This window comes from Lactobacillus sp. ESL0700 (genome assembly GCF_029392095.1).
GTDB lineage: Bacteria > Bacillota > Bacilli > Lactobacillales > Lactobacillaceae > Lactobacillus.
The window spans coordinates 451,288-477,038 of the sequence record NZ_CP113930.1 but is presented as its reverse complement, the minus strand read 5'-3'; the positions used below and the strand labels follow the sequence as shown (position 1 = coordinate 477,038).

Sequence of the window (25,751 nt, the reverse complement as noted above, 5' to 3'; positions counted from 1 at the left end):
GTTTCGGCAATAGTAACCATAAAAATTTAAGAATTGTTATTTTTACAGCAATTAATTAAAATAATAATAAAGCGTTATTAAGGAGAAATATTGTGTATCATAGTCAGTCAGATTCCGCTGTTCCACTATATAAAAGAATTTATATTGATATTAAAGAACAAATCAAAAATCAAACTTTATTACCTGAACAAAAACTACCACCAGAGAAATTTCTCTGTGAAAAATATCAAGTTAGCCGCATTACAATTCGTAAGGCGCTTGAATTATTAACTCGTGAAAATCTCGTGACAACAGTTCACGGTAAAGGAACATATGTTAATAGTAAAAAAATGATGGGTAAATTAAATCAGGTCCAAGGCTTCTCCGAATTTGCATTGGCCCGCGATAAAGACAACCAGCAAGTCATTTTAAAACGTGAAATCACTAAAAATAAAGAAGCTGCGCAAAAATTACTGTTACCACCTGATACCGATCTAATTTATATTAAACGAATCTTTAAAATCGATGATAAGTCAATTGCTATTAATAAGTCTTGGCTTTCAGCCAAGAGGTTTCCTAATTTATTAGTAGACTTTACAGAAACTACATCCTTATATGACTATCTTAAGCATAAATATAACGAAATTGCCACGGATTCTTATCGCGAATTAAGTGTTATCTTGCCGTCATCTGAACAAAAAAGGCTGCTCAAATTGACAAAAACAGTTCCGTTATTTGAAGTAACTAAAACTGCATATGACCAACTTAAACAGCCTCTTGAATTTTCACATTATGTTGTGCGCGGAGATGAGATGACCTACACCTTTGATTCAACATCGGATAGCCAATTTCATTTAAGTAAAAAACAAAATTAGTTGTTCCAAGAACCATCATCTAAAACTTGATGATCGCTACTAACATTAACCATTGATTTATTTTCATATTGCTGCCGAACTGCATGATAGTTTGGCAGTTTTTTTGTTTGTTCGCTAATAGGATTAGTTGTCGGAATCGCAGCTAGCAAACTCTTAGTGTAGGGATGAATTGGATTAGCAAAAATTTGTTCAGTAGCTCCTAATTCCACAATGTGGCCCAAATGAATTACCCCAATATGACTTGAAATATGCTTAACCATTGCCAAGTCATGAGCAATAAACAACATGGCACTACCAGTTTCACGCTGTATCCGTTGCAAAAGGTTAACTACTTGAGCTTGAACAGAAACATCCAAAGCTGAAATCGCCTCATCAGCAATAATCAAACGTGGATTCATTATTACCACGCGTGCAATACCAACTCTTTGCCGCTGACCACCAGATAATTCTTGCGGGTAACGATTTACAAAAGAACTATCCAGACCAACCACTTTGAGCATTTTGACAACTCGCTGCATCTTTTGGTCTTTATCCAATTCTGGATAATGAATATCAAGTCCTAATTTAATAATGTCACCCACCTTTTTACGTGGATTCAGTGATGACATCGGGTCCTGGAAGATCATTTGCATATCTTTACGTAATTTACCCAATTGCTGCTTAGCTAATTTACCGGCAATTTGCGTGTCTTCAAAGATTACTTCACCACTAGTCGGTTGATATAAGCGAATAATTGAGCGGCCAATCGTTGTTTTCCCACTACCAGACTCACCTACTAAGCCAAACGTCTCACCATTAGCAATATTAAATGAAACATCGTCAACAGCTTTAACAATTTTCTTATTAGCAACAGGAAAATATTGCTTTAAGTGATGAACTTCAAGAATGTTACTACTCATTGTCTATTTTCCTCATTTCCTGAATTCTATTAGCTAACAAATCTGGCATTGCTACTTTAGGAGCACGTGGATCAAGCAACCAAGTTGCCGCATAATGGTGGCTATTTACTTTAAACATTGGTGGTTCTTTTTCAAAATCGATTTTTAAAGCATACGGATTGCGTGGCGCGAATGCATCTCCCTTAATAGGTTGAGTTAAATTAGGAATTGTGCCAGCAATTGTTGGCAATTCTTCTACATCTTCATTAATATCCGGAACTGATTCAAGAAGTCCCCAAGTATACGGATGACGTGGATCAAAGAATATATCTTGACTAGTTCCCATTTCAATAATTTTTCCAGCGTACATCACGTTCACCTTATTGGCAATGTTAGCAACAACACCCAAATTATGCGTAATAAAGATAACTGACAACTGCCGACTTTTTTGAATATGTTTGATTAAGTTCAAAATTCGTGCCTGAATCGTCACATCTAGACCAGTCGTCGGTTCATCACAAATTAATAAGCTAGGATTGCCAGCCAAAGCAATCGCAATGACTATTCTCTGTCTCATCCCACCTGATAACTGGTGTGGATATTGTTTTTCAACAACTTCTGGATTCTGAATTCCTACTGTTTTAATTAATTCTATAACGCGACCTTGAAGCTTTTCCTTAGTAATCTTAGGGTTAGAAGATTTAATCGCTTCTGCAATTTGACGGTTAATTTTCATTGTTGGGTCGAGAGAGGTCATTGGGTCCTGAAAGACCATCGCAATTTCCTTACCCTTGATTTCGTTCTGCATCATCTTAGGATCAATCTTCAGTAAATCAACGGTCTTACTACCATCCTTAGTTTGATAAGTAAAATTGATTTCGCCAGCTTTAATAACTTGGTTAGCCTCATGTTCACCCATGATTGCCTTAACACTAGCTGACTTACCACAACCTGATTCACCAACCAGAGCAACGGTTTCACCCTTATCAACGTGATAACTGATACCACGAACAGCTTGGACATTCCCATGTTCTGTCTGATATTCAATCTCTAAATTTTTAATTTCTAAAACTGTTTGGCTCATTATCACACCTAATTTCCTTCAATCGCATCTCTTAGCCCATCAGCAATAATGTTAAAACTAAGCATAATTAATGCTAAAAATAGTACAGGAAAAATAACCATATAAGGATAGACAATTGCTTGAGAATACCCGTCATTAATCATTGTTCCTAATGATGCTAATGGTGCTGGCACACCCAATCCAATAAAGGCAAGAAAGGCTTCCAGGAAGATAGCATTGGGAATAGATAACATAAAGGTAGTAATGATTTGGCCTAACGCATTTGGTAAAATCTGTGAAAAAATAATTTTCAAGTTAGATTCGCCCATCGTCCGCGCCGACAGAACATATTCACTACTCTTAAGTTCTAGCACCTGCGCCCGCACAATTCGACTCATATTAATCCAGCCAACCATCATCATCGCCATGATAATGCTAATTAGACCAGGCTTCATGACTAAAACGAGCAAAGTAACAATGATAATCATCGGAATTGTACTCAGAATTTCTGTAATTCGTTGCATAAATAAGTCAACTTTGCCACCAAAATAGCCAGAAATTAAGCCGTAGCTTGTTCCGATAACTAAGTCAATCATCATTGCCACTAAAGCAACTTCTAACGAAACCGAAGTCCCCGCAGCGACCCGAACAAAGATGTCACGACCAAGATTATCGGTACCAAACCAGTGCCCTGCCATCCCCGGAGCTAAGTTAGATTGACTCGGATATGGTGTATTAGGCGAAAAGCGACTTAAATGTGGTGCTAAAAAAGCAATTAGAGCGATTATTATTAGGACAATTACACTAACTACAGCACCTTTATTTTTCAAAAAACGGTGCCAAACTAATTGACCAAATGAATAAGATTTACCAGTATAATGATCAATTACTTTATGCTTTTTGGCAAAGGTAAACTCATCGTTTTCATTTATCATTATTATTCACCTTCATCCAATCTAATCCGCGGATCAATCAAGCCATAGAGCAAGTCAACTATTAGCATAATGCCGATAAAGAGCAAAGCATAGAAGAAAGTAATGCCTAGAACAACATTATAATCATTAGCCTGAATTGCACTAATATACAAAGTTCCCAATCCAGGAATTGCGAATGCCTTTTCAATAACCATACTACCGGCAATCAAGTCAATCATTAATGGCGCTAGAACAGTAATAACTGAAATCAAAGTATTCCGAATAACATGGTGACCAATTAGTTGGTACTTTTTAATTCCCTTGGAATCTGCTAATCGATAATAATCCGAGTTCATAATATCAACCATGTCGTTTCTAACGTAGCGTTCAATACTAGCCATCGTAAATGTGCTCAAGGCAATTGTTGGCAAAATACTCGAAACAAATGGCTGACTCTGTTGGTAGGTGCTTGGACAAATCATCAACTTATATGAAAATAAAAGTGAAACAATTAAGGCAACGACAAAGTTTGGTAAACTAATTCCTAAAACCGAAATACCAGTCATCAGGTTATCCCAAATTGTATTTTGCTTTAAGGCTGCTACAATTCCCATCATAAAGCCAAGTACTGATCCAAGGACGGTGGCTTGTAAGCCAATCTGCAATGAAATGATAAAGTGCTGCAGAATCATTGTGGTTACCGGTGTATTTACTTGAATTGAATACGAAACACCAAAGTCACCCGTTAACATATGTTTTAAGTAATTAATGAATTGTAACCAAACGGGGCCATCCAAGCCATATGCTTTATATAAGGCTGCTACTTGTGCATGCGTCATTTTTTCATCATTAAATGGTGAACCTGGCATTGCCTTTTCCATCATGAATAGAATTAAAACAATCAAAAACAGGGTAACCACTGCAATTAACAGTCTCTTTAGAATATATTTTTTCAAGTTCATCCCTTCTTTACTTGACCAGGATAATTAAACAGAGCTGAGATAATTCAACTTTTATCCCAGCCCCGTCTAAAATTTAACTTCAATTTTACTTAATGGATGCATTCTTAAAGACAAACGGTACGCCAGCAATATGCATATCCAAGCCCTTAATATTTGGTCTCTCTAAAATTGGGTAACCAATCTGGTAAAGTGGTGGACATGAGGCACTATCGATCAAGATATTATTTGCCTTCAGTAACTGGTTATATCTCTTAGTCTGATCAGAAGTCTCATCGGACTGAGCCATTAACTTATCAAACTCTGCATTACCCCAACTACCATAGTTACTATCATTCTTAGATTGATACATACTCAAAATTGCTGTTGGATCTGCATAATCCGGACCCCAACGAGTAATCGTTGCATCGTAGTTCTTCTTCATCAACTTATCATTTCTCGTCTTTTTAGAAACTTGCTGCAGGTTAACCTTCATACCTGGTAAGTTCTTTTCAATCTGAGACTTAATATAAGCTGCAACATTAGCATATGAAGGATCACTATCATCATAAAGAAGGGTAAAACTTCTTAACTTAGTAGCGGATTTTGCCTTATTCCAATATTGTTTTGCCTTAGCTGGTGAATATTGGTAGTAATCAGTCGTTGATTCATCAGCAAAGTCTTTACCAGTAGTTGGATTCTTAACCAAATCTTTCATGACCATTGAATGTGTTGGAATCGAACCATCCTTTAGAATACTACCAGTAATCTCTTGACGATTAATGCTATATGAGATTGCCTTACGTAAGTCGGTATTATCTAAGCCCGGCTTCTTTAGGTTAAACATCACGTATTGCGTAAAGTTACCAACTGTATTCTTAAAACCTTTATCTTTACGGTATTTAGAAACTAATTGGCCACTTAAATGAACATAGTCAGCACTACCATTTTGATAAGCAATTGCTGCTTTTTCAGGATCAGTGATTACATCCATCTTAATTTCCTTAATATTGACATTTTTAGCATCCCAATACTTAGGATTCTTAGTTAAAGTAAGGGTATTGTCACCCAGTTTCCAGTTCTTAACCTCGTAAGGCCCTTCACTGAGCAGATGGCTTGAGTCCTGAGCAAACTTTTTACCAGTTTTTTCAAAGTATTTTTGATTAATTGGTGCAAAGTCACTAAATGATAATAACTTGCCTAAATATGGTACTTCATGATTCAGCTGAACTACTAAAGTCTTAGCTCCTTTAGCTGTTACTCCAAGTGAATTAACTGGCTTTTTACCGGCAACAATCTCGTTAGCGTTTTTAATGCCAGCTGCTCCTGGTTGAAAGTTAAAGGCTGAAGCAACTTTCGGATTAGACAAGCGCCGCCATGCGAATACAAAGTCGTTGGCAGTTACAGGATCACCATTTGACCACACAGCATTTTTTCTAATTGTAAAAGTCTTAGTCAGGCCATGATTGGTCGTTTTAACCTTTGAAGCTACAGCCAAATGTGGTTGACCTTTGCTGTCCATAGTGTACAGACCTTCACAGGTATTCCCAACAACTGTCGATGACGTGTTCTGATATGCCAAAACAGGATCAAGCGAATCAACTGGCACATCTTGAATAATCGTGATTTTACTTTGATTCTTCGTGCCTGAATTAGCATTATTCTGGCAGCCAGCAAGCATTAAGCCAAAGCAAGCTACAACCGCTGCACTAACAACTGCTTTCTTCTTCATCAATTTTCCTCTTCTCTAAAAAGATTTCTTATGTCCAAAGCCGCCAGCAAGTTGACAAGTTATTGCAGCACTTTTACTGGCATCTTCTGCAGCAATTTTTAAATTATGTTTATCTAAATACGAAACTAGAAAACCCGCAATAAAACTATCGCCAGCCCCCATTGTGTCGACAATTTGAACTTTTTGCGGCTCTTGATAATAACTTTCAGTAGCATCCAGCACAAAAGCTGTCTTAGCACCTCTAGTAATTACCACTACACTTGGTCCAATAGTCATACAACTTTTTGCCATCTGTTGAACTTGCTCATCATTTAAATCAGAACCTGAGAAGAAGGCAAAATCAACGTGTGGCAAAACTTGCTTCAAATAGTCTTCATCACGACAATCGGAAAAATCAAATGAAACCTTGGTTACCTCTTGCAACTGTGAAAGATTATTTTCCATTGCGGCGTAAATATCGGTATGAACAACATCGTATTGCTTAATGTGTTTATAATCATCGGGAGTTAATTGTAAAGCAAACAGATGCTGTACCGAATTCTTAGGTCCAGCGGCAAACACACGATTACCATCATCAGTAATAAAAACTCGGGGCTGAGCAGTTGGCGCATAACCCTTACGGCAATTAACCAAATCAACATTTTCAGCGATTAACGAATTCTTAATGTGTTCAGCACGATCATCATCGCCAAAAATGCCTAGATAAGCCGAAGCAGCAGCGCCAGCTTTTTTGGCATCAACTGCAACATTAACGCAATTACCACCTGGAAAATAATATCCTTGTTTAATATAGGTATCGGTAACATTGTCACCGACTGCAATCAATTTCATTGATTAATCACATCCTTAATAATCTAAGTGCCACATATAACGACGAATATCTAACGAGTGACCACGTTCATAAGCAAAGCCCTCAGCTAGTTGCCGGTAAACTACTCCAGAAATAATTTGTGAATAATATTCTTGGAATTCATCATCAATTTCATGCATATCAAAGTCTTGGTTATCAATTACATAGACCTTGTCACTATGCTTCTTAGCAAAATCAACAACACGCTGATCCATCTGTCTTGTAACTCCCATTCCTTCACAAATAATGAATGGAACATCAAAGTCAGTTACTTCAAATGGGCCGTGGAAGTATTCAGCAGAATTAATATAACTACTATTAATCCATTGCATTTCCTGCAACCAGCAAGCTGAGAATGAATAAGTTTCTCCTGCATTGATCCCGGAGCCAACAGCATAAATTAATTTTTCACGTTTTAATTCGCTAGTCCACTTTTTAGTAATAGCATCATATTGTTTACGCGTTCTGGCAGCAATTGTTTCCAAATCATCTAGTGCCTTAACACCTTTATCATACTTAGAGTCCCCTGTAATAGCTTTTAAAAATTCGAAAATAAAGCCGTAAAGAACACCGGTATTTAAGTCTGAAGCATCTGTTCCTTTGCCCCAACTATAATGTAAAGTAATATCCGAATTCTTTTCTAACGGTGAATCTGGAGTAAAGGTAATTGCAATTGTTAATGCACCCTTACTTTTAGCAAATTTAACTGCTTCATTGGTTTCAGGTGTTGTTCCTGAATGTGAACAAGAAATAACAATACTATGATCATTCAATGCTCGCGGATTACGACTAGTAAACTCACGTGATGGCAAAACTGTTGCTGGAATCTCACATTCGCGATTTAAAATATATTCTCCAGGTTGGAGAAAAGCCATTGACCCGCCACAAGCCACAAAATAGATATGATTAATTGTAGCAATTTTTTTGCTAGCTGCTACTGCCTGCTTAATTTCTTGTTGATAAGTTTCTTTCATATTAGAACCTTTCTGTTATCTGTTGTTATATGATATTATATAACAATATAATAGGACTTAATTAAATTGTCAAGCGATTTATTAAAAATATTTTAATAAAAATATCAAAATAAACTTTAATTTTTTGGCCAGCTAACCTTTCAATTCCTTTAAAGACAAACAAAAAAAGATATTTCATCAAATGAAATATCTTTTAAATAATTAAATTCAATTAACTACGACAGCCTCTTACCTATCTGATTGCCAATCACTGATAAAGTGAAGCAAACAATAAAGTAAAGCACTGCCAAAGCCGCAAACATCGGCAAAATATAGTTGGCATTTTGACCATAAATAACTTGCGCGTGCTGCATCAACTCCGGCACCACAATAATTGTGGCTAGCGACGTATCCTTAATTAAGGATACAAACTGACTAATAATCGTCGGAATCATGTTTTTGTATGCCTGCGGTAAAACTACGTGCCACAGGGCCTGAACAAAGCTCATTCCCGTTGAACGTGCCCCTTCCATCTGGCCGGGGTCAACTGACTTAATACCCGAACGCACAATTTCCGCAATCATTGCCGATTCAAAAACGGTCATCGCAATAATTGCTGCGGGAATTGTTTCTGGCCGCAGACCAAAGTTTGGTAAACCAAAATAGGTGAAGAAAATAATTAACAAAAGCGGTACATTACGGATAATATCAATAATAAAACCCACAATTTCAGAAACAAATTTAATTTTTGAATACCTGATAATTCCCAATATTGAACCCAAAATAAAGCTCAAAATCACTGAAATCACCGAAATATAAATTGTTACCCAGAGTCCCATAAATAAGAAACGAACATTGAGCCACGAAAAAGCATTAATCCAATTTTGCATTGTTCTGCACCCCCTAGGCCAATTTCTTTTCTAAATGCTGCATATAATAACTCAGCGGTAACGTGATAATTAGGTACAAAACACCAACTACTAGGTAGCTGTTAATTGTATCAAAAGTCGTTGAGGCAATTGAGTTTGCCTGATACATTAGGTCAAACCCAGCGACAAAAGCTAGAACCGACGAGTTCTTTACCAAGTTAACAAACTGATTACCGAGCGGCGGAATAACAATCTTAAAGGCTTGAGGCAAAATAATGTAGCGCATCGCCTGCCAGTAAGTCATCCCCGTTGAACGCGCGCCTTCCATTTGCCCGCCTGCTACAGATTGAATACCTGAACGAACTGTTTCCGCAATAAAGGCTGAAGTGTATAGAGTCAGGCCAATCGTCCCAGCAGTAAAACCGTTAATTTTCACAACATACATTGGAATTACAAGGTAAAAGAACATTGTAATAACTAACAAGGGAATGTTCCGAAAAATTTCGACATAAGCGCGGCCAACTACTCGCAAGGCCTTATTAGGTACAATTTCCATAATAGCAAAGATAGTACCAATAATTAGGCTGAAGAATAAGGCAATCACACTCGAAAACACAGTCCAGCCCAAGCCAACTAGCAGTTGATTACTAAAATGAGAGAAAATATTAATCATTTGCGATACAACTCCTTATACTTAAATCCTGGTACATCACCAAACCATTTTTTAATCAAGCGGTTGTATTCGCCGTCATGCTGCATTTCCAAAACTGCCTTATCAACAGCATCAGTAAATCCAGTCTGTCCCTTATTAACGGCAACTCCGTATGGTTCAACTGTAAACGTGCCACCGCGAACCTGGAAGCCCGGATTTTGTACGGCAAGCCCAAATAAAATCCCGTTATCAGTTGTCAAAGCATCACCTTGGTGGGACTTGAGCGCATTCATCGCCTGAGCATAATCCTGCAATTCGATTACGCGAGCCTTTGGCGCGGCTTTTTTAACGTTAGCTACCGAGTTAGCGCCAACTACGCCAATGACCGTCTTGCCGTTGAGGTCTTTAACACTATGAATTGGTGAATTTTTCGGTACTAATAGTGATTGACCCGCGTCAAAATAGGACTTAGAAAAAGAAATTACCTTTTTCCGTTCCGGCGTAATCGACATTGTCGCAATGACCGCATCCACGTTGCCGTTTTTCAAAAGCGGAACCCGTGATTGTGAAGTCGTCGTTGTAAATTCAGCTTTTCCCATCGGCCCTAAAATGTGCCGTGTAATTGCTTTAGCCATATCAACGTCAAAGCCCTTTTGTTGGCCATCTTTAACATCAATCAGGCCAAACAGCTTAACGTCACCCTTAACGCCCCAACTAATTGTATTAGTGCGCTTAACATTGTCTAATACTGATTGGTCACTTAAACTGCGACCACAACCAGTTAATAAGAGCAGGCTAGCTAACAGAGAAAACAACCAAAACTTCTTTTTCATGATTGTCCCTCCTTAGTGCGAAATAATTTTACTTAAAAATTGTTGTGCCCTTTCCGTCTTAGGCTGTTTGAAGAAACTTTCACTTGCATCATCTTCAACAATTCTACCTTGGTCCATAAAGATTACGCGGTTGGCAACTTCCTTGGCAAAGCCCATCTCGTGAGTAACAATTAAGGAAGTCATGCCACTTTCCGTTGTAACTCGCTTCATAACTTGCAAAACGTCGTCAATCATCTCTGGGTCAAGCGCAGAAGTTGGTTCATCATACAAAATTAATTTTGGCCGCATAGCCAAAGTTCGAGCAATTGCCACCCGTTGCTTTTGCCCACCGGAAATTTGTGAAGGCATATTATGAGCCCACTTCTCCAAGCCAACCATTTCTAATAGTCGCATTGCTTGTTCTTTATTCTCTTTTTCCGGCATGTGACTGACAATTCGCGGTGCCAACATAATGTTTTCTAGCACATCTTTATTCTTGTATAAATTAAAGTGCTGGAAAACCATCCCGACATCCCGCCGTAAGATATTTAAGTCAGTTTTCGGATCCGACAGGTCATGATTATTAACAATGAGCTGTCCCTTTTGAATAGATTCAAGGCCGTTGACCGTTCGTACCAATGTACTCTTACCGGAGCCAGAAGGCCCAATGAGGACCACCGTTTCGCCCTTGTCAATCTTCAAATTAATGTCGTGCAGTGCATGAAAATGGCCATAAAACTTTTGCACATCATGGAATTCTATCATCGACATTGTTATCGCCTCTTTCATTATCATTGCAATAAAATTTAATTTATAACTAGATACATTTTACTATACCAATTAGTTTTTTAGAAAAATAACGCCTTATTTTAAGTAAAAAATTAAATATTTAATATTAATTTAATTTTTATACAAAAAAAGACTCTATCAAATAATAGAGTCTAATTATAGGTATCAACCAGTTTTAACAATAATAATTACTATTTTATCTCAGTTAAAATTTTGCTATCTAACGGTTCTATTTCCATCTAATAATATAGTTTGACCTTGAATGTAAGAATTTTCAGGGCTGGCCAAGAAATAGGCTAGGTTAGCAACGTCATCTACTTTACCGATTCTTCTAACAGCAATCTGCTGTAATAACGGCTTCAAGCTTTCCTTAGTTGGATAATGCACGCTTAATAAACCTGAATCAATTACCCGCGGAGCTATTGCATTGATGGTTACGCCCTTAGGACCCAATTCTTTGGCCAATCCTCTCATCAGACCTTCATCACCAGCCTTTGAGGCAGGATATGCCACTCCTCCACCAGTACCACTTAATGCGGAACCCGAGGTAATAAAGACCATACTGCCCTTGTTTTCTAAAAATTCCTGATAAAAGGCCTTAACGGTATAAAAGGCACCTGATAAATTAATGTTAATTACTCTCTGCCATTCCTCAACAGAAATCTCATCCACAGTATCCGCATACGCAATACCGGCATCAATCACTAAACTATCAATTCTGCCAAAAGTTTCCATTACCTTGGCATGAACATTTTCAAGTGCAGAATAATCAGACACATCAGTTTTGACAAATAGTGACTTCTGATACTTACTTGTCAATTCGTCAGCTACAGCCTGACCCTTTTTCTCATCAAAATCCACGATAACAGTATTAGCACCATTTTGCGCAAACTTTTCCGCAATGCCCTTGCCGATTCCATTAGCAGCGCCAGTTACCAATATAACTTTGCCATCAAATTTTTTCATTTTGTGTTTCCTCTCATTTTTATTCAAAATCCGCATGTCTAGCAAACATTGATGCGGACGTTTCGCCAGTTTCATCCATTAAATTAATTACTAAACCATCAAATGTTAAAAATGCTAACTGTTCAAACGAAGACGCCATTGGCTGCTCGAAGCCAGTTTCATCAGCAATCGTGCCCTTAGCTTTTCCTGGTAAAATCACCTGATAATCGGCTAGCCCAGCTATCGTAGAATCTTTGGCAGTTGTAAATAAAACTACCGCAACCTTTGCACTTTTAGCTTTTTCTGCCAATGCCTTTAAGCTTGCTGTTTCACCTGAACCCGAACAAATAATTAATAAATCACCTGGTTGGGAGTGCGGCGAACTAATTTCACCAACAAAACTTACAGAGTAACCTAAATGCATCAATCTATTGGTAAAAGCCTGAACTGCCAAGCCTGAGCGACCTGCCCCTGCCAAAAAAATGTGTCGTGCCTGCTTAATTTGTAAAATAACATCTTTCAGTTCATTCGTATTTAAATCTTTCGCATAGTCTGTCAGCTGATTTAAAATATCAATCGTATAATTTTTCATATTAATTTCTTTCAAAATTTTTATTTAATTGCGTCAAGTAATTTTTGATATTGCAGATGGAATTGCTCTTTGCCAAACAGATAACCGCCGACAACTAATAAATCTGCACCAGCATCTTTACATGCTTTTGCCCAGGTATCAGTAATCCCACCATCTACTTCAATTTGAATATTACGATTGCCAATCATTTTCTTCACATTTTTTATTTTTTCAATCGTTTGTGGTAAAAACGTTTGCCCTGGCTCACCAGGATTAATTGACATCACCAGAACATAATCTACTTCATTCAATAGATACTTAATTTCGGTTTCTGAAGTGCCCGGCGCAAGTGCCACACCGGCCTTTTTACCAGCCTTTTTTATTTTTTGTAAAACATAATGAATTTGTGGTGTCGATTCAAAATGTACGCAAATCATTTCGGCGCCCGTATTGATAATGTCTTCAATATGTCTTAATGGATCTGCAATCATCGTATGAATATCAAAAGTCAGATTGCTGTAGTCTTTCATTGCTTTTACTTGATTAGGACCAAATGCAATGTTGCTGACAAAGTTGCCGTCCATCACATCCACATGTAAAAGTTTAATGTTTTCCTTTTCTATCCGATCAATTTCGCGTTGCAAATTCAAAATATCAGCACCAAAAATTGACGGTAAAATTTCTGCCATATTTCAATCTCCTTTAATTAAAAGATAGTTTTCAGCCAGTAAATCAATAAGTTCCACGGTTCAGATAAAGTCAAATCAGAAGACAAACTTGATACTTTAACGCCACCAGCCTTGATCATTTGTGTGGCACCAGGAGCAACCCAAGCTTCAAGATACAGCGTAATTGCACAAAAGATTGTTCCGATTAAGACAGTTCTAAACAGGTTACCCTTTGTAACCAGTGAGCCAGCAACTGAAATATAGATAATTGACATTAATAGTCCCACTGGGAAGAGCTTAATATTAGGCAAAAATAGTGCACATAGAATTACCAGTGGAATTGTAATTACAGTCGCTGTTTCAGTAGTGGGATCACCAAGTCCTAAGGCAATATCCATCCCGATATGTAAGTCAGCTTTTTCACCCAATTGCTTAGACATCGTTGTCCGCGCTGCTTTACCAACTGGAGAAATTCCTTCCATTAAGACACTAACCATCTTCGGCATCAGCACCATTACACTGGCAATCCCGATTGCCATGTTAACCGTATTAGCTAAACCTTGATGTGTTAATACAGCTAGCAATAGTCCTACAATCGTACCAATAATTGATGAATCACCAAAAATACCTAAATGCTTGTTGGCATCCTTTAAACTAAAATCAATTTTATTTAATCCAGGAATAATATCGATTAACTTATTTAGTAGCCAAGAGAACGGAATTACCCATGCAGTATAAATAATTGTCGTACAGGTCGTGCCTTCTAGGCCAAAGTAGTCTTCCCATTTTTTAGCTAACTTATCACCAATAAACAAAGCTGCAATTGACATTAAAACTGTAACTACAAGGCCAAGCCAAAAGTTGTTAAACAAAACATATGCCAAAGCACCCGGAATCAAGAAATGCATATAATTCCAAATATCGACATTCATTGTCTTAGTTAAGCCAGTTCTAACAAGTACAATATTGATTAAAATTCCTAACAAAATAGCCAAGCCAGCAAACGGGGCCACCCACGAGGCAGCACCAATAGCAGGCCAGCCAATATCAGTAATGGTATATCCAGAACCTAACTTAGAATAATAATCAACAGCTGGCTTCAATGATGATGTCAATAGATTAACTACTAAAGATAACCCCATAAAGCCAATACCAACAGTTAGGCCGGACTTAATAGCTTCACCAATTTTCATTCGAAAGATTAATCCCAAAATGAAAATAATTATCGGCAGTAATGCAGTTGCACCAATGTTTATAATTGTTCTGAAAATCTCTGCTAATTGTTCCATTTTTTCACCCTCTTAATATAGTTTTTTCATACTTATTAGTTAGACAATTCCAATAGTTTTTCGCCTATCTTTTGCTTTAACTTATCGGTCCCAATGCCAGTAATAAATGCAGTTACGTTCATCAATGGTGAGTCAATTTCGCCGCGATAATTATTCGTCGTAAAGACAATATCTGCGTTTTTACTCATCCTTAACATCTCTGTCATACTGCATTTAGAAATACTGTAGTTCGTTATTCCGTATTCTTTACAGACGTCTTCAATTTCATTGGCCGCAATGGTTGAGGTCGCAATCCCGCTTCCACAAGCTACCAAGATATTTAATTTTTTCATGGTTTTCACTTCGTTTCTTCTTGTCTAATAACCTTTACTACCTCTGACTTCGTTTTAGCTGCACTGATTTTTTTGACAAAACTTTCTTGTTGAATTAAAGAAATTATTTCTTTTAGAAGATCCAAATGAGCGCTATTCGCATTCATCCCTAACAAAAACAATAACTTTACGTCTAGTTCCGCATTTGCATCATCCATTTGTCTGACTTTGATTGGATGATTAAGTGTTATTACAGCCACAAACGGCTTTTGAATATATTTAGGATCGCCATGCGGAATTGCCACCGCATAGTTGTTAAGCTTTAACCCCGTAGGATAATTATTTTCTCTTGATACTAGGTAATCAAAAAATCCAGGCAGTACAAAATTGTGTTTTTCCAAATCATTGGCAACAAACTGAAATAGTTCCTGCACATTGGCGACATCTAATCCCAGATAAATTGTTTTTTCGTCTACATACTCACTAAAGTTCAAGCTTTACTCATCTACTTTCTCAAAAAATGTTTCTAAAATTTGTTTAACTTCTTCTTGTGAATTTGAATAACTAAGTCGTTTAATTAACTCTTTATCTTCTGAAAGTTGCTTGACTTTAAACAAAAGGTTTAAGTGTTTTGTTTTATTAGGAGTAGTTAATAAAGCAATCAAATGGATGTTGCGATTAGCATATTTAATTGGATACTTTGAAACTAAAATACTTAAACCTAGCTTTTGCTTAATATCACTCGGATTAAGATGCAAGAGAGCTATTTTATTGCCAATCAATATATATTCAGGTTGACTCTGATATTCAGCTTCCAGCTTTGGTAAAAATGTCGCTGTGATAATTTCTTGCTCAAGTAGAGGCTGAGAAACCAGCTGCATAATTGTTTGCCATGATTGTTTTCCTTCCAAATAAACAATTGCAGGCTTCACTGCAGTAGCGCCGCTATTTAACTTACTCTTCGGGGTAGCTAATAATTGCTTAATGCCCCGTTTTAATCCTTGAGCATCACTGACTTTTGAATATTTTTGAACCACATTAATTATTTGTTCATAGTTAATATCGCGATAGTTCAAGTTAAACAATTCCTTAAATACAGCGTTTCTTAAGCTTTGAATATTATCGGCATCCATCAAGTTTTTAATCACAAAGACCTTCTTGCTAGATTCAACCGGCACTGTTGAAAAGACAATGTCATGAGGTAGAATAAAATTCTTATATTCTCTCACTGTGCAAGCCGGATAAAAACTAAATTCAGGGAAAGTCTTTTCTAAAGTAGCCTGCAAAATTTTAGAAGCAGAAATGCCATTGGGACAGATAGTGATTGCTGTCATAATCTTGTTATTCGTTGTATTCAGATTATTTTCTACTAAGTGCCCGCCAACGAATAAAGTGATATAGGCTATCTCCTCGTTCGCAATTTCGTGGCCAAAAAATTGGTTAATTGGTGTTACCGATTGTCTAACAATTTCATGTAAAGACGAATACTTTTCAATGATTTCTTTGTATAACGGATTGTAAGTTGGAAAACCATACTTTATCCGGAAATATGCAGGCCTAAAGTGATTAAACAGTTTTTGGATTAATTCGTCCTTATTTGGTAATACAATAAATGAATTTTGCTCAAAACTATAAATAAACTGCCACAGAGTATTTTTTAACTCTGGACTGACATATGAATCTGTAGAACTTATTTGGTCACTAACATTTGAGCTCAAAATGCATAGTGCAATAAAGTGCAGCTCATATTTAGGGATATTTGAAAATACAGTTTTATTATTTATCAAGAATTGATATTCATCTGTCTGTTCAATGTCTTTATCTTTACCAATCTGAGCGTTCTTAATTGTTTTGCCTCTTTTTATTCTTTTTAAAATCAAAGACAGATAAAATGTTAAGGAAATAAAATTCTCATCTGTGTAGCGTTTATTCAGAGCTTGCTCGATTTCTGACACGTCTTGTTGAACCTGACTTAAATTTTCAAAATTAATAAAACTTGTCACTGCATCGCTTTTGAATTTAAACGTTGTACAAATTTGGTTAACAGCTTGCTGCAATCTAATTCGCTTTGTCCATTCATTGCCTGCAATAAAATAGCCCAATTTTCTAGTGTTTTTAATATTAAGATTTACAGTTTGTAATTCTTTGCGTAACGAATTAATATCCGTTAGTACAGTGTTTTTACTTACTTTCAAATTAATAATTAAATCAATCAGTGAAACTGGACTATCTCTACCTAAAATCAAAGTGATAATGATATTGCGTCGTTCTTCTGGACTAAAATAGATGTCCTTCTTATCGTCATTTAAGAAATAAGAAGCTGTTTCTTTATCCACGTAATATTTTTGTTTACTACGCCGAATTTTCGGTAACTTCTTCAATACCAATTCTTCGTTTATTTTGGCAATTCGATATTCAACCTGACCTTTTGTTAAAGCAAAATCCTTTTGCAAACTTTGAGAAGTAATACTTCCTTCCTGAATAATTCTTAATAAAATATTCTTGTCCTTTGTATTCAAATCCTTTCTCACCTCCATTCATTTCCAATTATAAGCGTTTACAATGTTTACAAAACAAGCTTTAAGCCCAATTTAGCATACCGAGTTTTAATAAACTGTACCCAAAATTCACAAGCACAATTAGTTATTTTTAGAGAGCAAAAAAAGACCACCAGCAAATTTTCTAAAATAATTTAGAAAAGATGTGATGATCTTTTGGGTTATATTAACTTAGCTTAACTAGGCTTCAATATCATGACTAGGTGTTCTGGCACCAAAATTAAAGGCAATAATAATGCCGATAATTGTCAAGACTAATGTAAAGTACAAACCATAATGTACACCATTAGTAAAGGCAGCGGCATGACTACTACCTTGATAAGCAGCTTGTCCTAAACTTAAGAAGCTAGTTGACAGCGCTGTTGCCAAGGCACCGACAATCTGTTGCATTGTGTTCAAAATGGTACTACCATCAGCTGATTCTGGTCCTTGCAATGCGTTCAAAGCATGAGTTTGTGCAGGTGACATTGCTAACGGACAACCAATCATCAGGACAATGTGGGCAGCAACTACGTATGCTAGTGATGACTTGTCATTTGAGAAAATCAACATTACGATTCCGATTAATGCAATGATGAAACCAGCAACTGCAGGTTTCTTAGCACCAAACGAATCATACAACCGTCCAGCAAATGCTGATACAACTGCGTTGATAATGCCTCCTGGAAGCATGATCATTCCAGTTAATGCAACTGGCAGTGATAGACCTCGTTGCAAGTATTGTGGTAAGAGGTACATTGCTGACAAGATAATGGCAAAATCAAGCATGACGCTGATTGCACCAAGGGCAAAGGCCCGTTTATTAAATACGTGTAAATTCAAAACTGGTACTGTTAAGTTTAGTTGTCTTCTGGCATACAAAACCAAAACAACGATTCCAACTACCAATAATCCTAAAACAATTGGTGAGCTCCAGCCTAAACCACTTGCCAGGCTAACACCCATTACTAAGGCAGAAAAGCCAACAACTGATTCAATTACTGATAAAAGATCAACGTGGGGCTTGGTAATTTGACCCACGTTTTTCAAAGCAAAAATTGCTAAAACTAAAGCAATTACTAAGAACGGAACAAATAACCAGAAAACAAAGTTCCAAGTAAATGCACCTAAAATAATTCCCGTTAAAGTTGGGCCGATGGCTGGTGCCAGCATGATAACTAATGCACACACACCCATGGCTGCACCTAACTTTTGCGGTGGGAAAATTAACATTGCCACAGTAAACATTAGTGGCAATATCAAACCGGTACCGAGTCCCTGAATCATTCTACCTGTTAGTAAAATTGCAAAGCTCTGCGCTGTTGCAGAAACTATCGCACCAATAATAAAAGCTACTAGACCGAAAATAACAATCTGTCTAGTTGTAAACCATTTAGTTAAAATACTAGAAAAAGGTAAAATAATCCCAATTACTAGCATGTATCCTGTAACTAAGAGTTGTACTTGACTCGCGCCAACGCTGAATGCCTGCATTAATTGTGGCAAAGCAATATTGAGTGATGTTTCAGATAACATCCCCACAAATGCCCCAATTAACATGCTTGACATTACAAGCCATGGCCTGTGGACTTTAACAATTGCGTCCATTTTCTTCATTAAAAAACTCCTCCTAATTTCGCTCTAGCGGAGAGCGACTTATTTAGATTACCAAAAGAAAAATTTTGATGTAAGTTTGTTAGCACTTTCAATTTTAAAAAGTTGGTTTAAACTATTATTTAAGGAGAACTTTTAATGACAAAAACAGAAAATTACAACTTAATCTTGCAGCAAGCACAAAGCCTGCTAGAAAATGAACATGACTTAATTGCCAACATGAGTAACATTAGTGCCCTATTGTTTAGTAGTCTGCCCCATGTTAGTTATGCCGGCTTTTATCGCTATCAAAATGATGAATTAATATTGGGGCCATTCCAAGGTCCAGTTGCTTGCATGCACATTGCTCTGGGCAAGGGCGTTTGTGGCACAGCAGCTGCAACTCGGCAAACGCAAATTGTGCCTAATGTCCACAATTTTTCGGGGCATATTGCCTGCGACGCCGCGACTAATTCCGAAATTGTCGTCCCAATGATTAAAAATGACCAATTAATTGCCGTCTTAGATTTAGATAGCAATGATTTCTCAACTTTTGACGAAGTTGACGCGAAGTTTTTAGAAAAGATTGCGGAATTAGTAATGAAGTGAAATTTCTCAATATTAAATAAAATATCCTTGTAGAAGTAACTCTTACAAGGATATTTTGTTATTTAAAAATTATTATTAGCAATGTTATAAATGAAGCCAAAAGGGAGTACATTACCAAGTAAAGCCATGCTTTTTTTACAGACATTCCCTTATCAAGTAATCTGTAATGAAGTTGTTTACGATCACCAATATAGATTGGTTGTTTGTCCTTTATTCTAGAAAAAATGACAAAAATATTATCAAATATTGGCAATGACAAGCAAACAATTGGAACCAATATGGTTGAAATTGAAGCTTGCTTCAGCATTCCATCTAAAGATATAACTGCAAGTATATAACCTAAAAATGATGAACCACAATCACCCATAAATATAGAAGCCGGATATTTATTGTATATAAAATATCCTAAACAACATCCAGCAAGCGCCATACAGTAATATGAATCCAGATAAAAACCTTTGATCATTAAAATAATAAAAAATGTAATCGCCGAAATAAAAACTATTGTTGCAGCTAGACCATCTATTCCATCACTAAAGTTTATTACAGTCATAATTCCAAATATCCAAATAATAGTTAAAAAGAAACTAACAATTGGACTAAAACTAATTCTAAGCCTGCTAAAAGGCAAAACTATTGAATGAATACCTATACCACTTAAATAAGTTAATCCAGCAACTAAAAGTTGAAGACTACCTTTTTTAAAAGCAGATAAATCTTGGCATTTTGTTTTTTTATAATCATCATATAAGCCTATCAAGAGAATTATACCAGATAATAAAACCAAATTAATATTTTTAGTACTATGAGAAACCATCAATACAGAAATACTAAATGAAGTATAAATATTTACCCCTGCAAGTAGAGGTGTCGGATTTTCATGCTTTTTTCTACCTATTGGGAAATCAAAGAAATTTAATTTTTTAGCTATAATTATGGAAACTGGAATTGTCAGAACTACAACAAAGAAAGACAAAATAAAAATATTCAAGTAAGTCAATTTATTGTTCCTTCATTATTTGATAATAATTTTTATAAAGAAGTATAACAAAAATTTTTCAAGAATCTTTTTATTGTTACAAATACGAACGTGCAAATATGAACTTCATTTTTGAGCTTTAATCATATATTGTATAATACATTTATTAGTGAACTATTTAATTTGGAGAAACTTATGACTATTGGCAAATTACTTAAAAAATATCGTACACAACAACATAAGACACAGGAAAAATGGGTTGGCAACATTATTAGTCGTTCATATTACACAAGAATTGAAAAGGATCTTCATCATCTTTCTGCGGAAGACCTAATAAAATTACTTCACTACAATAATATTTCTGTCATAAATTTTTTTAGTGAATTGGATGAAAGTGACCAACAAATCTATAACCAAGAACAAATATTTAATGAGCTTATCAATAATGCATATTACTCAAATTCCAAAAAAAATTAGAAAAAATAAAACTGGATATCAAAAAAAGTAATATCACTAATAAAGATAGACAAATTGCAATTACTGAAGCTTCCATTGCTTTATTAGATAACGACTTAAGCAGCTTAAATGGTCATACAAAGCAATTTATAAAAAATTTGTTATTAGATTTAAGTGTTTTAGACAAAAAATACATAAAATTATATCGTAATTTTATGTTGCTTTATGATATTGATCAAAATATTATAATTGCGCATAAACTAATTAAGCAGTTTAAAAATAATAAAGATATCGAAATTAAAAAATCACTTTTAGTTGTTATTGCAAATATTCTTTTTCTATGTATTCAAAATAACAAATATAATGAGACAGATTTTTTTGTAAAATCTGCAGAAATAATTCCAACAAGTCCTGAAGTTTTCTTCTACAAAAATTGTATTTCCCTACTTAAAAATATGATTGCTTATCACTATCAGCCACAAAATTGTTTTTTAGAAAATTGTCATTGGCTTATTAAAATAATCGAAATTAATGGTATGCCTGAATACAGCAATGAGCTATCTAAATTTTTTAATCAAAACATTTAAACTCTATATAAAACTAAAATCCCATGTCATTACGACAGAGGATTTTTATGACGCCTAAAGTAACCAACTTTAGGACTTATGAGGTTTAAACCCATTAAAAGTTTCTTCATCATTTTTATACGATGGAATAAGAAAAGATGTATTAGATATTTTAAATCAATGATATGATACAAAAACGAATGAAATTAAAAAGATTGAAGAACTAAGTCCTTCAATCTTTTTTGTTACTTTACGAGTAACAGCATATAAATTACGCCAATAAGAATTATTCTAATAATGTGGTGGCTAAGGTGAAATGATCCATTTAAATAGCCGTTAAGCATAGCTGCTAGCACAATGATGATGCAAGCAATTAAAGTTATAATCATGAATGTTTTGTAGCTCACTATAAAGTACGTAAATACCATTAATCCTGCTACTACCATTCCAATATCTAAAGCCAACTGCAACCCCGTTGGCTTTTGCTTAATAACATTCATAATTCCTGCTACTGCTGTTAAAAGCATAAACAGAAATAACATAACGATGCCAACTTCATGTATCATTTTATGTCTCATTTTTCTCCAAAAACACGTCAATTTCAATTTAACAAGATAAATTTTAGCAAATTAACAATTTAAATCAATGACTTTAGTGATTTTTATATGGTCTTGTCAATTCGTGTTTTGCAGAATACTCACTAACCTTAATAATTTTGTTACCCTTAAATTCAATTAGTGAAACACCATCAAAGGCATACTCTTTTTCGTCTTTAGCATGGAAGAACCACGTCACAACGAATTTATTTTTATTTGTGATTTCAATGTCGTCAATGCGCCATTCCAAGACGGTCTGCTTAGGCAAGCTGGCAGCTAACCAAACGATCAACTCATGTAGACCCTGATATGTGGCACCATAACATTCACGATAAAATATTTCTGGACTAAACCATTCTGGTACCTGAGTAAAATCTCGTTTAACCCAAGAAGCAAAGTAATCTTTAATAATTTTTGTTCTTTGTAAATCTGCTTCTGTCATTATTTCTCACCCAATCTCCGTTCACAGAATTTTACAATTTCCACAATTACAATCATGCAAACACCGGCTAGTAAAACAATCAGCCACTGCACACCATTTAATTCAGTTACATCAAAGAACTTGGTCATAAATGGTAGTTCTACTGCTGCCATTACTACGGCAGAGATTAATATTGCCCAGTTAAACCACTTATTAGCAAATGTTTGCTTAGTAAAGATTGACCGGTGAATGTACTTGGAGTTAAAGGCATGGAACAATTGGATTAGTCCCAGGGTCAAAAAGGCCATCGTTAATGCATCCCCGTGCTGCAAACTGCTATTACCAAGATGCGGGCCAAAGTTAAGTCCTAATTGGTAAGTTGTCAGCACCAGAATTCCTTCTAAAATACCCTGATAAATAATGGAGCTGGCTACCCCGCCACTAAAGAACGTCGATCTTTTACCCCGCGGGCGCCTGTTCATAATGCCTTTTTCAACTGGTTCAAGTCCCAATGCAATTGCTGGCAGCGTGTCAGTTACCAGATTAATCCACAATAATTGCACAGGAGCTAAAATATCCCAGCCTAGCATCGTCATCATAAAGACGGTTAAGACTTCGCCGACATTACAACTCATGAGGTACAAAATTGCCTTCTGAATATTGCTAAAGACTTTCCGCCCCTGCTTGACCGCTTCAACGATTGTGGCAAAGTTATCATCAGCCAGAATCATGTCACTGGCACCCTTAGAAACTTCTGTACCAGTAATCCCCATGCCAATCCCAATATCGGCTTGCTTCAGACTTGGGGCATCGTTTACACCGTCACCGGTCATCGCCACGATTTTTCCTTGTGACTGCCAAGCCTTAACAATCCGCACCTTATGTTCAGGTGAAACTCGAGCATAAACACTGTAATCGCCAACATGTTCGTGCAAGTAATCATCGCTTAACTCATCAAGTTGAGCTCCCGTAATCACTTGTTGGTCTTGGCCTGGCTTAATGATACCAAGCCGCTGGGCGATTGCTTGTGCAGTTACTTGGAAGTCACCCGTAATCATAATCGTCCGAATACCAGCCTGCTTAGCTTCCTTGATTGCTGCCTTAGCTTCCGGTCTCTCAGGGTCAATCATCCCAACTAAACCGGCAAAAACAAGTTCTTGTTCAACATTATCTGTTGATGGCTCATCATATGGCTGTGCAACTTCTTTATAAGCTAATCCAAGCACGCGCAAGGCTTGTTCAGCCATTGTCTGATTGGCAGCTAAAATGGCTTGTTTTTGAGTAGCAGTAATGGGGACAACTTGCCCGTTTTCTTCAATTTTAGTTACCCGTTTTAGCAGTTGGTCCGGTGCACCCTTGACGGCCACTAAGAAATGATCGCTATCTTGATTAACAGTACTCATCAGCTTCCGTTCAGAATCAAATGGCACTTCTTGAACGCGGCGATGTTGTGTTAATAACTCCTGGACATCGATTTGGTGGTCAAGTGCATACTGCACTAACGCTGTTTCTGTCGGATCGCCCAACAGCTTCTGTTCATCTGACATTTTAGTATCATTTGCCAGCAGCATTGCCAGTAAGGCAGGATTATTGGCGGTAATCGCTTGTTTAGCCTGATGAGTTTGTCCAGCATAATAAACGCGTTCAACTGTCATTTTGTTCTGCGTTAGCGTTCCCGTTTTATCAGAACAAATCACGTCAGTGGCACCCAAAGTCTCAACTGCGGGCAATTTACGCACAATTGACTTGTGCTTAGCCATCACTTGCGTGCCCAATGCCAAAATAATGGTAACAATCGCTGGCAATCCTTCTGGAATCGCCGCTACTGCTAACGACACAGCCACAAGGAACATGTCAATCGCCAACTTATTGGTTGGCTCTGTGCCTTGCTTAGTGAAAAAGCCAACCGCAAACACAATAGCGCAGATGACCAAAATCATAATCGTTAATGTTTTGCCCAGCTGGTTCAAATTTTGTTTTAGCGGCGTGTCGGTTTCATCAGTGTTATTGAGCAGTGTCGCAATTTTACCGACCTCGGTATTCATCCCCGTTTGGGTAACAATTCCCTCAGCACGACCGTAAGTGACATTCGTATTAGCAAAAGCCATGTTGTCTTGATCTGCCAATGCAACTTGCGCTTCTTCCAGTTGCCCTTCTTGCTTATCAACGGGTACCGACTCACCAGTTAAAGCTGACTCCTCCACCTTTAAGCTGTTAACACTTGTTAAGCGCAAATCAGCGGGTACAACGTCGCCGGCCTCCAGCAGAACTACATCGCCGGGGACCAATTCAGTGCTAGGAATTTCTTCAACTTGACCATTACGCCGAACATGCGCACTTGGCGTGGCCATCTTTTTCAACGCGTTAATTGCTTCTTCTGAACGTGCCTCTTGAACAACACCCAAAATCGCATTTAATAAAACGACAATCATGATAATCGCCGCATCAGTCCACTCTTGAGCGACAAATCCCGATAATAGCGCCGCAATAATCAAGACAATAATCATAAAATCCTTGAATTGAGCTAAAAAACGCTGCCAGAGACTGACCTTCTTTTTACCGGCTAGACTGTTAGCACCATATTTTTCTCGGCGCTGCTTTACCTGACTTGCAGTCAATCCTTGAGAAAGCGATGTGTCTAACTCATGCGCTACTTCTTGGACCAGTTGTCTGTAATAATCTTGGGCCATTGTTACCTCCTAATAAAAAAGAGACTTATATGCATACCGCACACAAGTCTCACTAATTAAGATAAGTCCAGAAAGTTTTTTCTTTCGGCTGTTGGGCTTATCGCAAGTAATTGCTGTTACTCCCTTATGATTATGTTCATTATAAATAATTCAGCTTGTTTTAACAAGAAAAATCAATTAAAAACTGGTATTAAATTACAAAAGCCGTAGCTTGTT

At 36.7% G+C, this 25,751-nt stretch carries 27 protein-coding genes; 4 read left to right on the top strand and 23 right to left on the bottom strand.

The genetic code is table 11. From position 1 onward, the window contains the following. The first annotated feature begins 92 nt into the window (after positions 1-92). On the top strand, positions 93-854 hold the full coding sequence (locus tag OZX63_RS02505) for a GntR family transcriptional regulator (RefSeq protein WP_277144283.1): 762 nt from the start codon (positions 93-95) through the stop codon (positions 852-854). On the opposite strand, the gene OZX63_RS02500 is transcribed toward OZX63_RS02505, so the two are convergent. The 19 genes from OZX63_RS02500 to OZX63_RS02410 all read right to left on the bottom strand — a co-directional run bounded on the left by OZX63_RS02500 (position 851) and on the right by OZX63_RS02410 (position 19,233). After that, entirely contained in the window at positions 851-1,753 is a 903-nt protein-coding gene (locus OZX63_RS02500; protein ID WP_277144281.1) for an ATP-binding cassette domain-containing protein, read from the bottom strand. The genes OZX63_RS02505 and OZX63_RS02500 overlap by 4 nt on opposite strands. After that, entirely contained in the window at positions 1,746-2,816 is a 1,071-nt protein-coding gene (locus OZX63_RS02495; protein WP_277144279.1) for an ABC transporter ATP-binding protein, read from the bottom strand. Before OZX63_RS02495 ends, OZX63_RS02500 begins: the two co-directional genes overlap by 8 nt. 8 nt (positions 2,817-2,824) lie before the next feature. Next, positions 2,825-3,730: an ABC transporter permease gene (locus OZX63_RS02490; RefSeq protein WP_277144277.1), complete on the bottom strand. Its 906-nt coding sequence runs from the start codon at positions 3,728-3,730 to the stop codon at positions 2,825-2,827. Positions 3,731-3,732: 2 nt separating this feature from the next. Beyond that, positions 3,733-4,665, bottom strand: a complete 933-nt coding sequence (locus tag OZX63_RS02485) for an ABC transporter permease (RefSeq protein WP_277144275.1) — start codon at positions 4,663-4,665, stop codon at positions 3,733-3,735. Between the two features lie 91 nt (positions 4,666-4,756). After that, entirely contained in the window at positions 4,757-6,379 is a 1,623-nt protein-coding gene (locus tag OZX63_RS02480; protein WP_277144274.1) for a peptide ABC transporter substrate-binding protein, read from the bottom strand. 15 nt (positions 6,380-6,394) lie between these two features. Then, positions 6,395-7,210, bottom strand: coding sequence for a PfkB family carbohydrate kinase (locus tag OZX63_RS02475; RefSeq protein WP_277144272.1), 816 nt, complete (start codon positions 7,208-7,210; stop codon positions 6,395-6,397). Between the two features lie 15 nt (positions 7,211-7,225). Further along, positions 7,226-8,203 carry an SIS domain-containing protein gene (locus OZX63_RS02470; protein ID WP_277144270.1) on the bottom strand — a complete coding sequence of 326 codons (978 nt, stop codon included), beginning with the start codon at positions 8,201-8,203 and terminating at the stop codon, positions 7,226-7,228. A gap of 215 nt (positions 8,204-8,418) precedes the next feature. Next, positions 8,419-9,072, bottom strand: a complete 654-nt coding sequence (locus OZX63_RS02465) for an amino acid ABC transporter permease (protein WP_277133799.1) — start codon at positions 9,070-9,072, stop codon at positions 8,419-8,421. Between the two features lie 13 nt (positions 9,073-9,085). After that, entirely contained in the window at positions 9,086-9,724 is a 639-nt protein-coding gene (locus tag OZX63_RS02460; protein ID WP_277144268.1) for an amino acid ABC transporter permease, read from the bottom strand. Further along, positions 9,721-10,536, bottom strand: coding sequence for a transporter substrate-binding domain-containing protein (locus OZX63_RS02455; RefSeq protein ID WP_277144266.1), 816 nt, complete (start codon positions 10,534-10,536; stop codon positions 9,721-9,723). Before OZX63_RS02455 ends, OZX63_RS02460 begins: the two co-directional genes overlap by 4 nt. Before the next feature lie 12 nt (positions 10,537-10,548). After that, complete coding sequence (locus tag OZX63_RS02450; protein WP_277144264.1) at positions 10,549-11,286, bottom strand: amino acid ABC transporter ATP-binding protein; 738 nt, start codon at positions 11,284-11,286, stop codon at positions 10,549-10,551. 234 nt (positions 11,287-11,520) lie between these two features. After that, the gene (locus OZX63_RS02445) at positions 11,521-12,270 is read right to left on the bottom strand and encodes an SDR family NAD(P)-dependent oxidoreductase (protein WP_277144262.1); all 750 of its coding nucleotides are present in this window, start codon (positions 12,268-12,270) and stop codon (positions 11,521-11,523) included. A 19-nt stretch (positions 12,271-12,289) separates the two neighbouring features. Beyond that, complete coding sequence (gene hxlB, locus OZX63_RS02440) at positions 12,290-12,841, bottom strand: 6-phospho-3-hexuloisomerase (RefSeq protein ID WP_277144261.1); 552 nt, start codon at positions 12,839-12,841, stop codon at positions 12,290-12,292. 20 nt (positions 12,842-12,861) lie between these two features. Further along, positions 12,862-13,509, bottom strand: a complete 648-nt coding sequence (rpe, locus tag OZX63_RS02435; RefSeq protein WP_277144259.1) for a ribulose-phosphate 3-epimerase — start codon at positions 13,507-13,509, stop codon at positions 12,862-12,864. A 17-nt stretch (positions 13,510-13,526) separates the two neighbouring features. Next, positions 13,527-14,777 (bottom strand): PTS transporter subunit IIC, encoded by a 1,251-nt coding sequence (locus tag OZX63_RS02430; RefSeq protein WP_277144256.1) that lies wholly within the window; start codon positions 14,775-14,777, stop codon positions 13,527-13,529. 35 nt (positions 14,778-14,812) lie between these two features. After that, positions 14,813-15,109 carry a PTS sugar transporter subunit IIB gene (locus OZX63_RS02425; protein ID WP_277144255.1) on the bottom strand — a complete coding sequence of 99 codons (297 nt, stop codon included), beginning with the start codon at positions 15,107-15,109 and terminating at the stop codon, positions 14,813-14,815. Between the two features lie 5 nt (positions 15,110-15,114). After that, a complete protein-coding gene (locus OZX63_RS02420) occupies positions 15,115-15,582 on the bottom strand; it encodes a PTS sugar transporter subunit IIA (protein WP_277144253.1) in 468 nt (155 codons plus the stop codon). Between the two features lie 3 nt (positions 15,583-15,585). After that, complete coding sequence (locus OZX63_RS02415) at positions 15,586-17,625, bottom strand: BglG family transcription antiterminator (protein ID WP_277163674.1); 2,040 nt, start codon at positions 17,623-17,625, stop codon at positions 15,586-15,588. A 201-nt stretch (positions 17,626-17,826) separates the two neighbouring features. After that, the gene (locus OZX63_RS02410) at positions 17,827-19,233 is read right to left on the bottom strand and encodes a DHA2 family efflux MFS transporter permease subunit (RefSeq protein WP_277145087.1); all 1,407 of its coding nucleotides are present in this window, start codon (positions 19,231-19,233) and stop codon (positions 17,827-17,829) included. 144 nt (positions 19,234-19,377) lie between these two features. On the opposite strand from OZX63_RS02410, the gene OZX63_RS02405 reads away from it, so the two are divergent. Continuing rightward, entirely contained in the window at positions 19,378-19,827 is a 450-nt protein-coding gene (locus tag OZX63_RS02405) for a GAF domain-containing protein (RefSeq protein WP_277144249.1), read from the top strand. Positions 19,828-19,885: 58 nt separating this feature from the next. On the opposite strand, the gene OZX63_RS02400 is transcribed toward OZX63_RS02405, so the two are convergent. After that, complete coding sequence (locus OZX63_RS02400) at positions 19,886-20,827, bottom strand: MraY family glycosyltransferase (protein ID WP_277144247.1); 942 nt, start codon at positions 20,825-20,827, stop codon at positions 19,886-19,888. A 174-nt stretch (positions 20,828-21,001) separates the two neighbouring features. On the opposite strand from OZX63_RS02400, the gene OZX63_RS02395 reads away from it, so the two are divergent. Together OZX63_RS02395 and OZX63_RS09710 are read left to right on the top strand one after the other, a co-directional pair. Next, positions 21,002-21,283 carry a helix-turn-helix transcriptional regulator gene (locus OZX63_RS02395; protein ID WP_277144245.1) on the top strand — a complete coding sequence of 94 codons (282 nt, stop codon included), beginning with the start codon at positions 21,002-21,004 and terminating at the stop codon, positions 21,281-21,283. Further along, positions 21,256-21,849: a hypothetical protein gene (locus tag OZX63_RS09710; protein WP_348535264.1), complete on the top strand. Its 594-nt coding sequence runs from the start codon at positions 21,256-21,258 to the stop codon at positions 21,847-21,849. Before OZX63_RS02395 ends, OZX63_RS09710 begins: the two co-directional genes overlap by 28 nt. 224 nt (positions 21,850-22,073) lie before the next feature. On the opposite strand, the gene OZX63_RS02385 is transcribed toward OZX63_RS09710, so the two are convergent. The 3 genes from OZX63_RS02385 to OZX63_RS02375 form a co-directional block, all read right to left on the bottom strand. Then, positions 22,074-22,394, bottom strand: a complete 321-nt coding sequence (locus OZX63_RS02385; RefSeq protein WP_277144241.1) for a hypothetical protein — start codon at positions 22,392-22,394, stop codon at positions 22,074-22,076. Positions 22,395-22,479: 85 nt separating this feature from the next. Continuing rightward, positions 22,480-22,866: a nuclear transport factor 2 family protein gene (locus OZX63_RS02380; protein ID WP_277144240.1), complete on the bottom strand. Its 387-nt coding sequence runs from the start codon at positions 22,864-22,866 to the stop codon at positions 22,480-22,482. Beyond that, positions 22,866-25,535 (bottom strand): calcium-translocating P-type ATPase, PMCA-type, encoded by a 2,670-nt coding sequence (locus tag OZX63_RS02375; RefSeq protein WP_277144238.1) that lies wholly within the window; start codon positions 25,533-25,535, stop codon positions 22,866-22,868. Before OZX63_RS02375 ends, OZX63_RS02380 begins: the two co-directional genes overlap by 1 nt. Between the last annotated feature and the right edge of the window lie 216 nt (positions 25,536-25,751).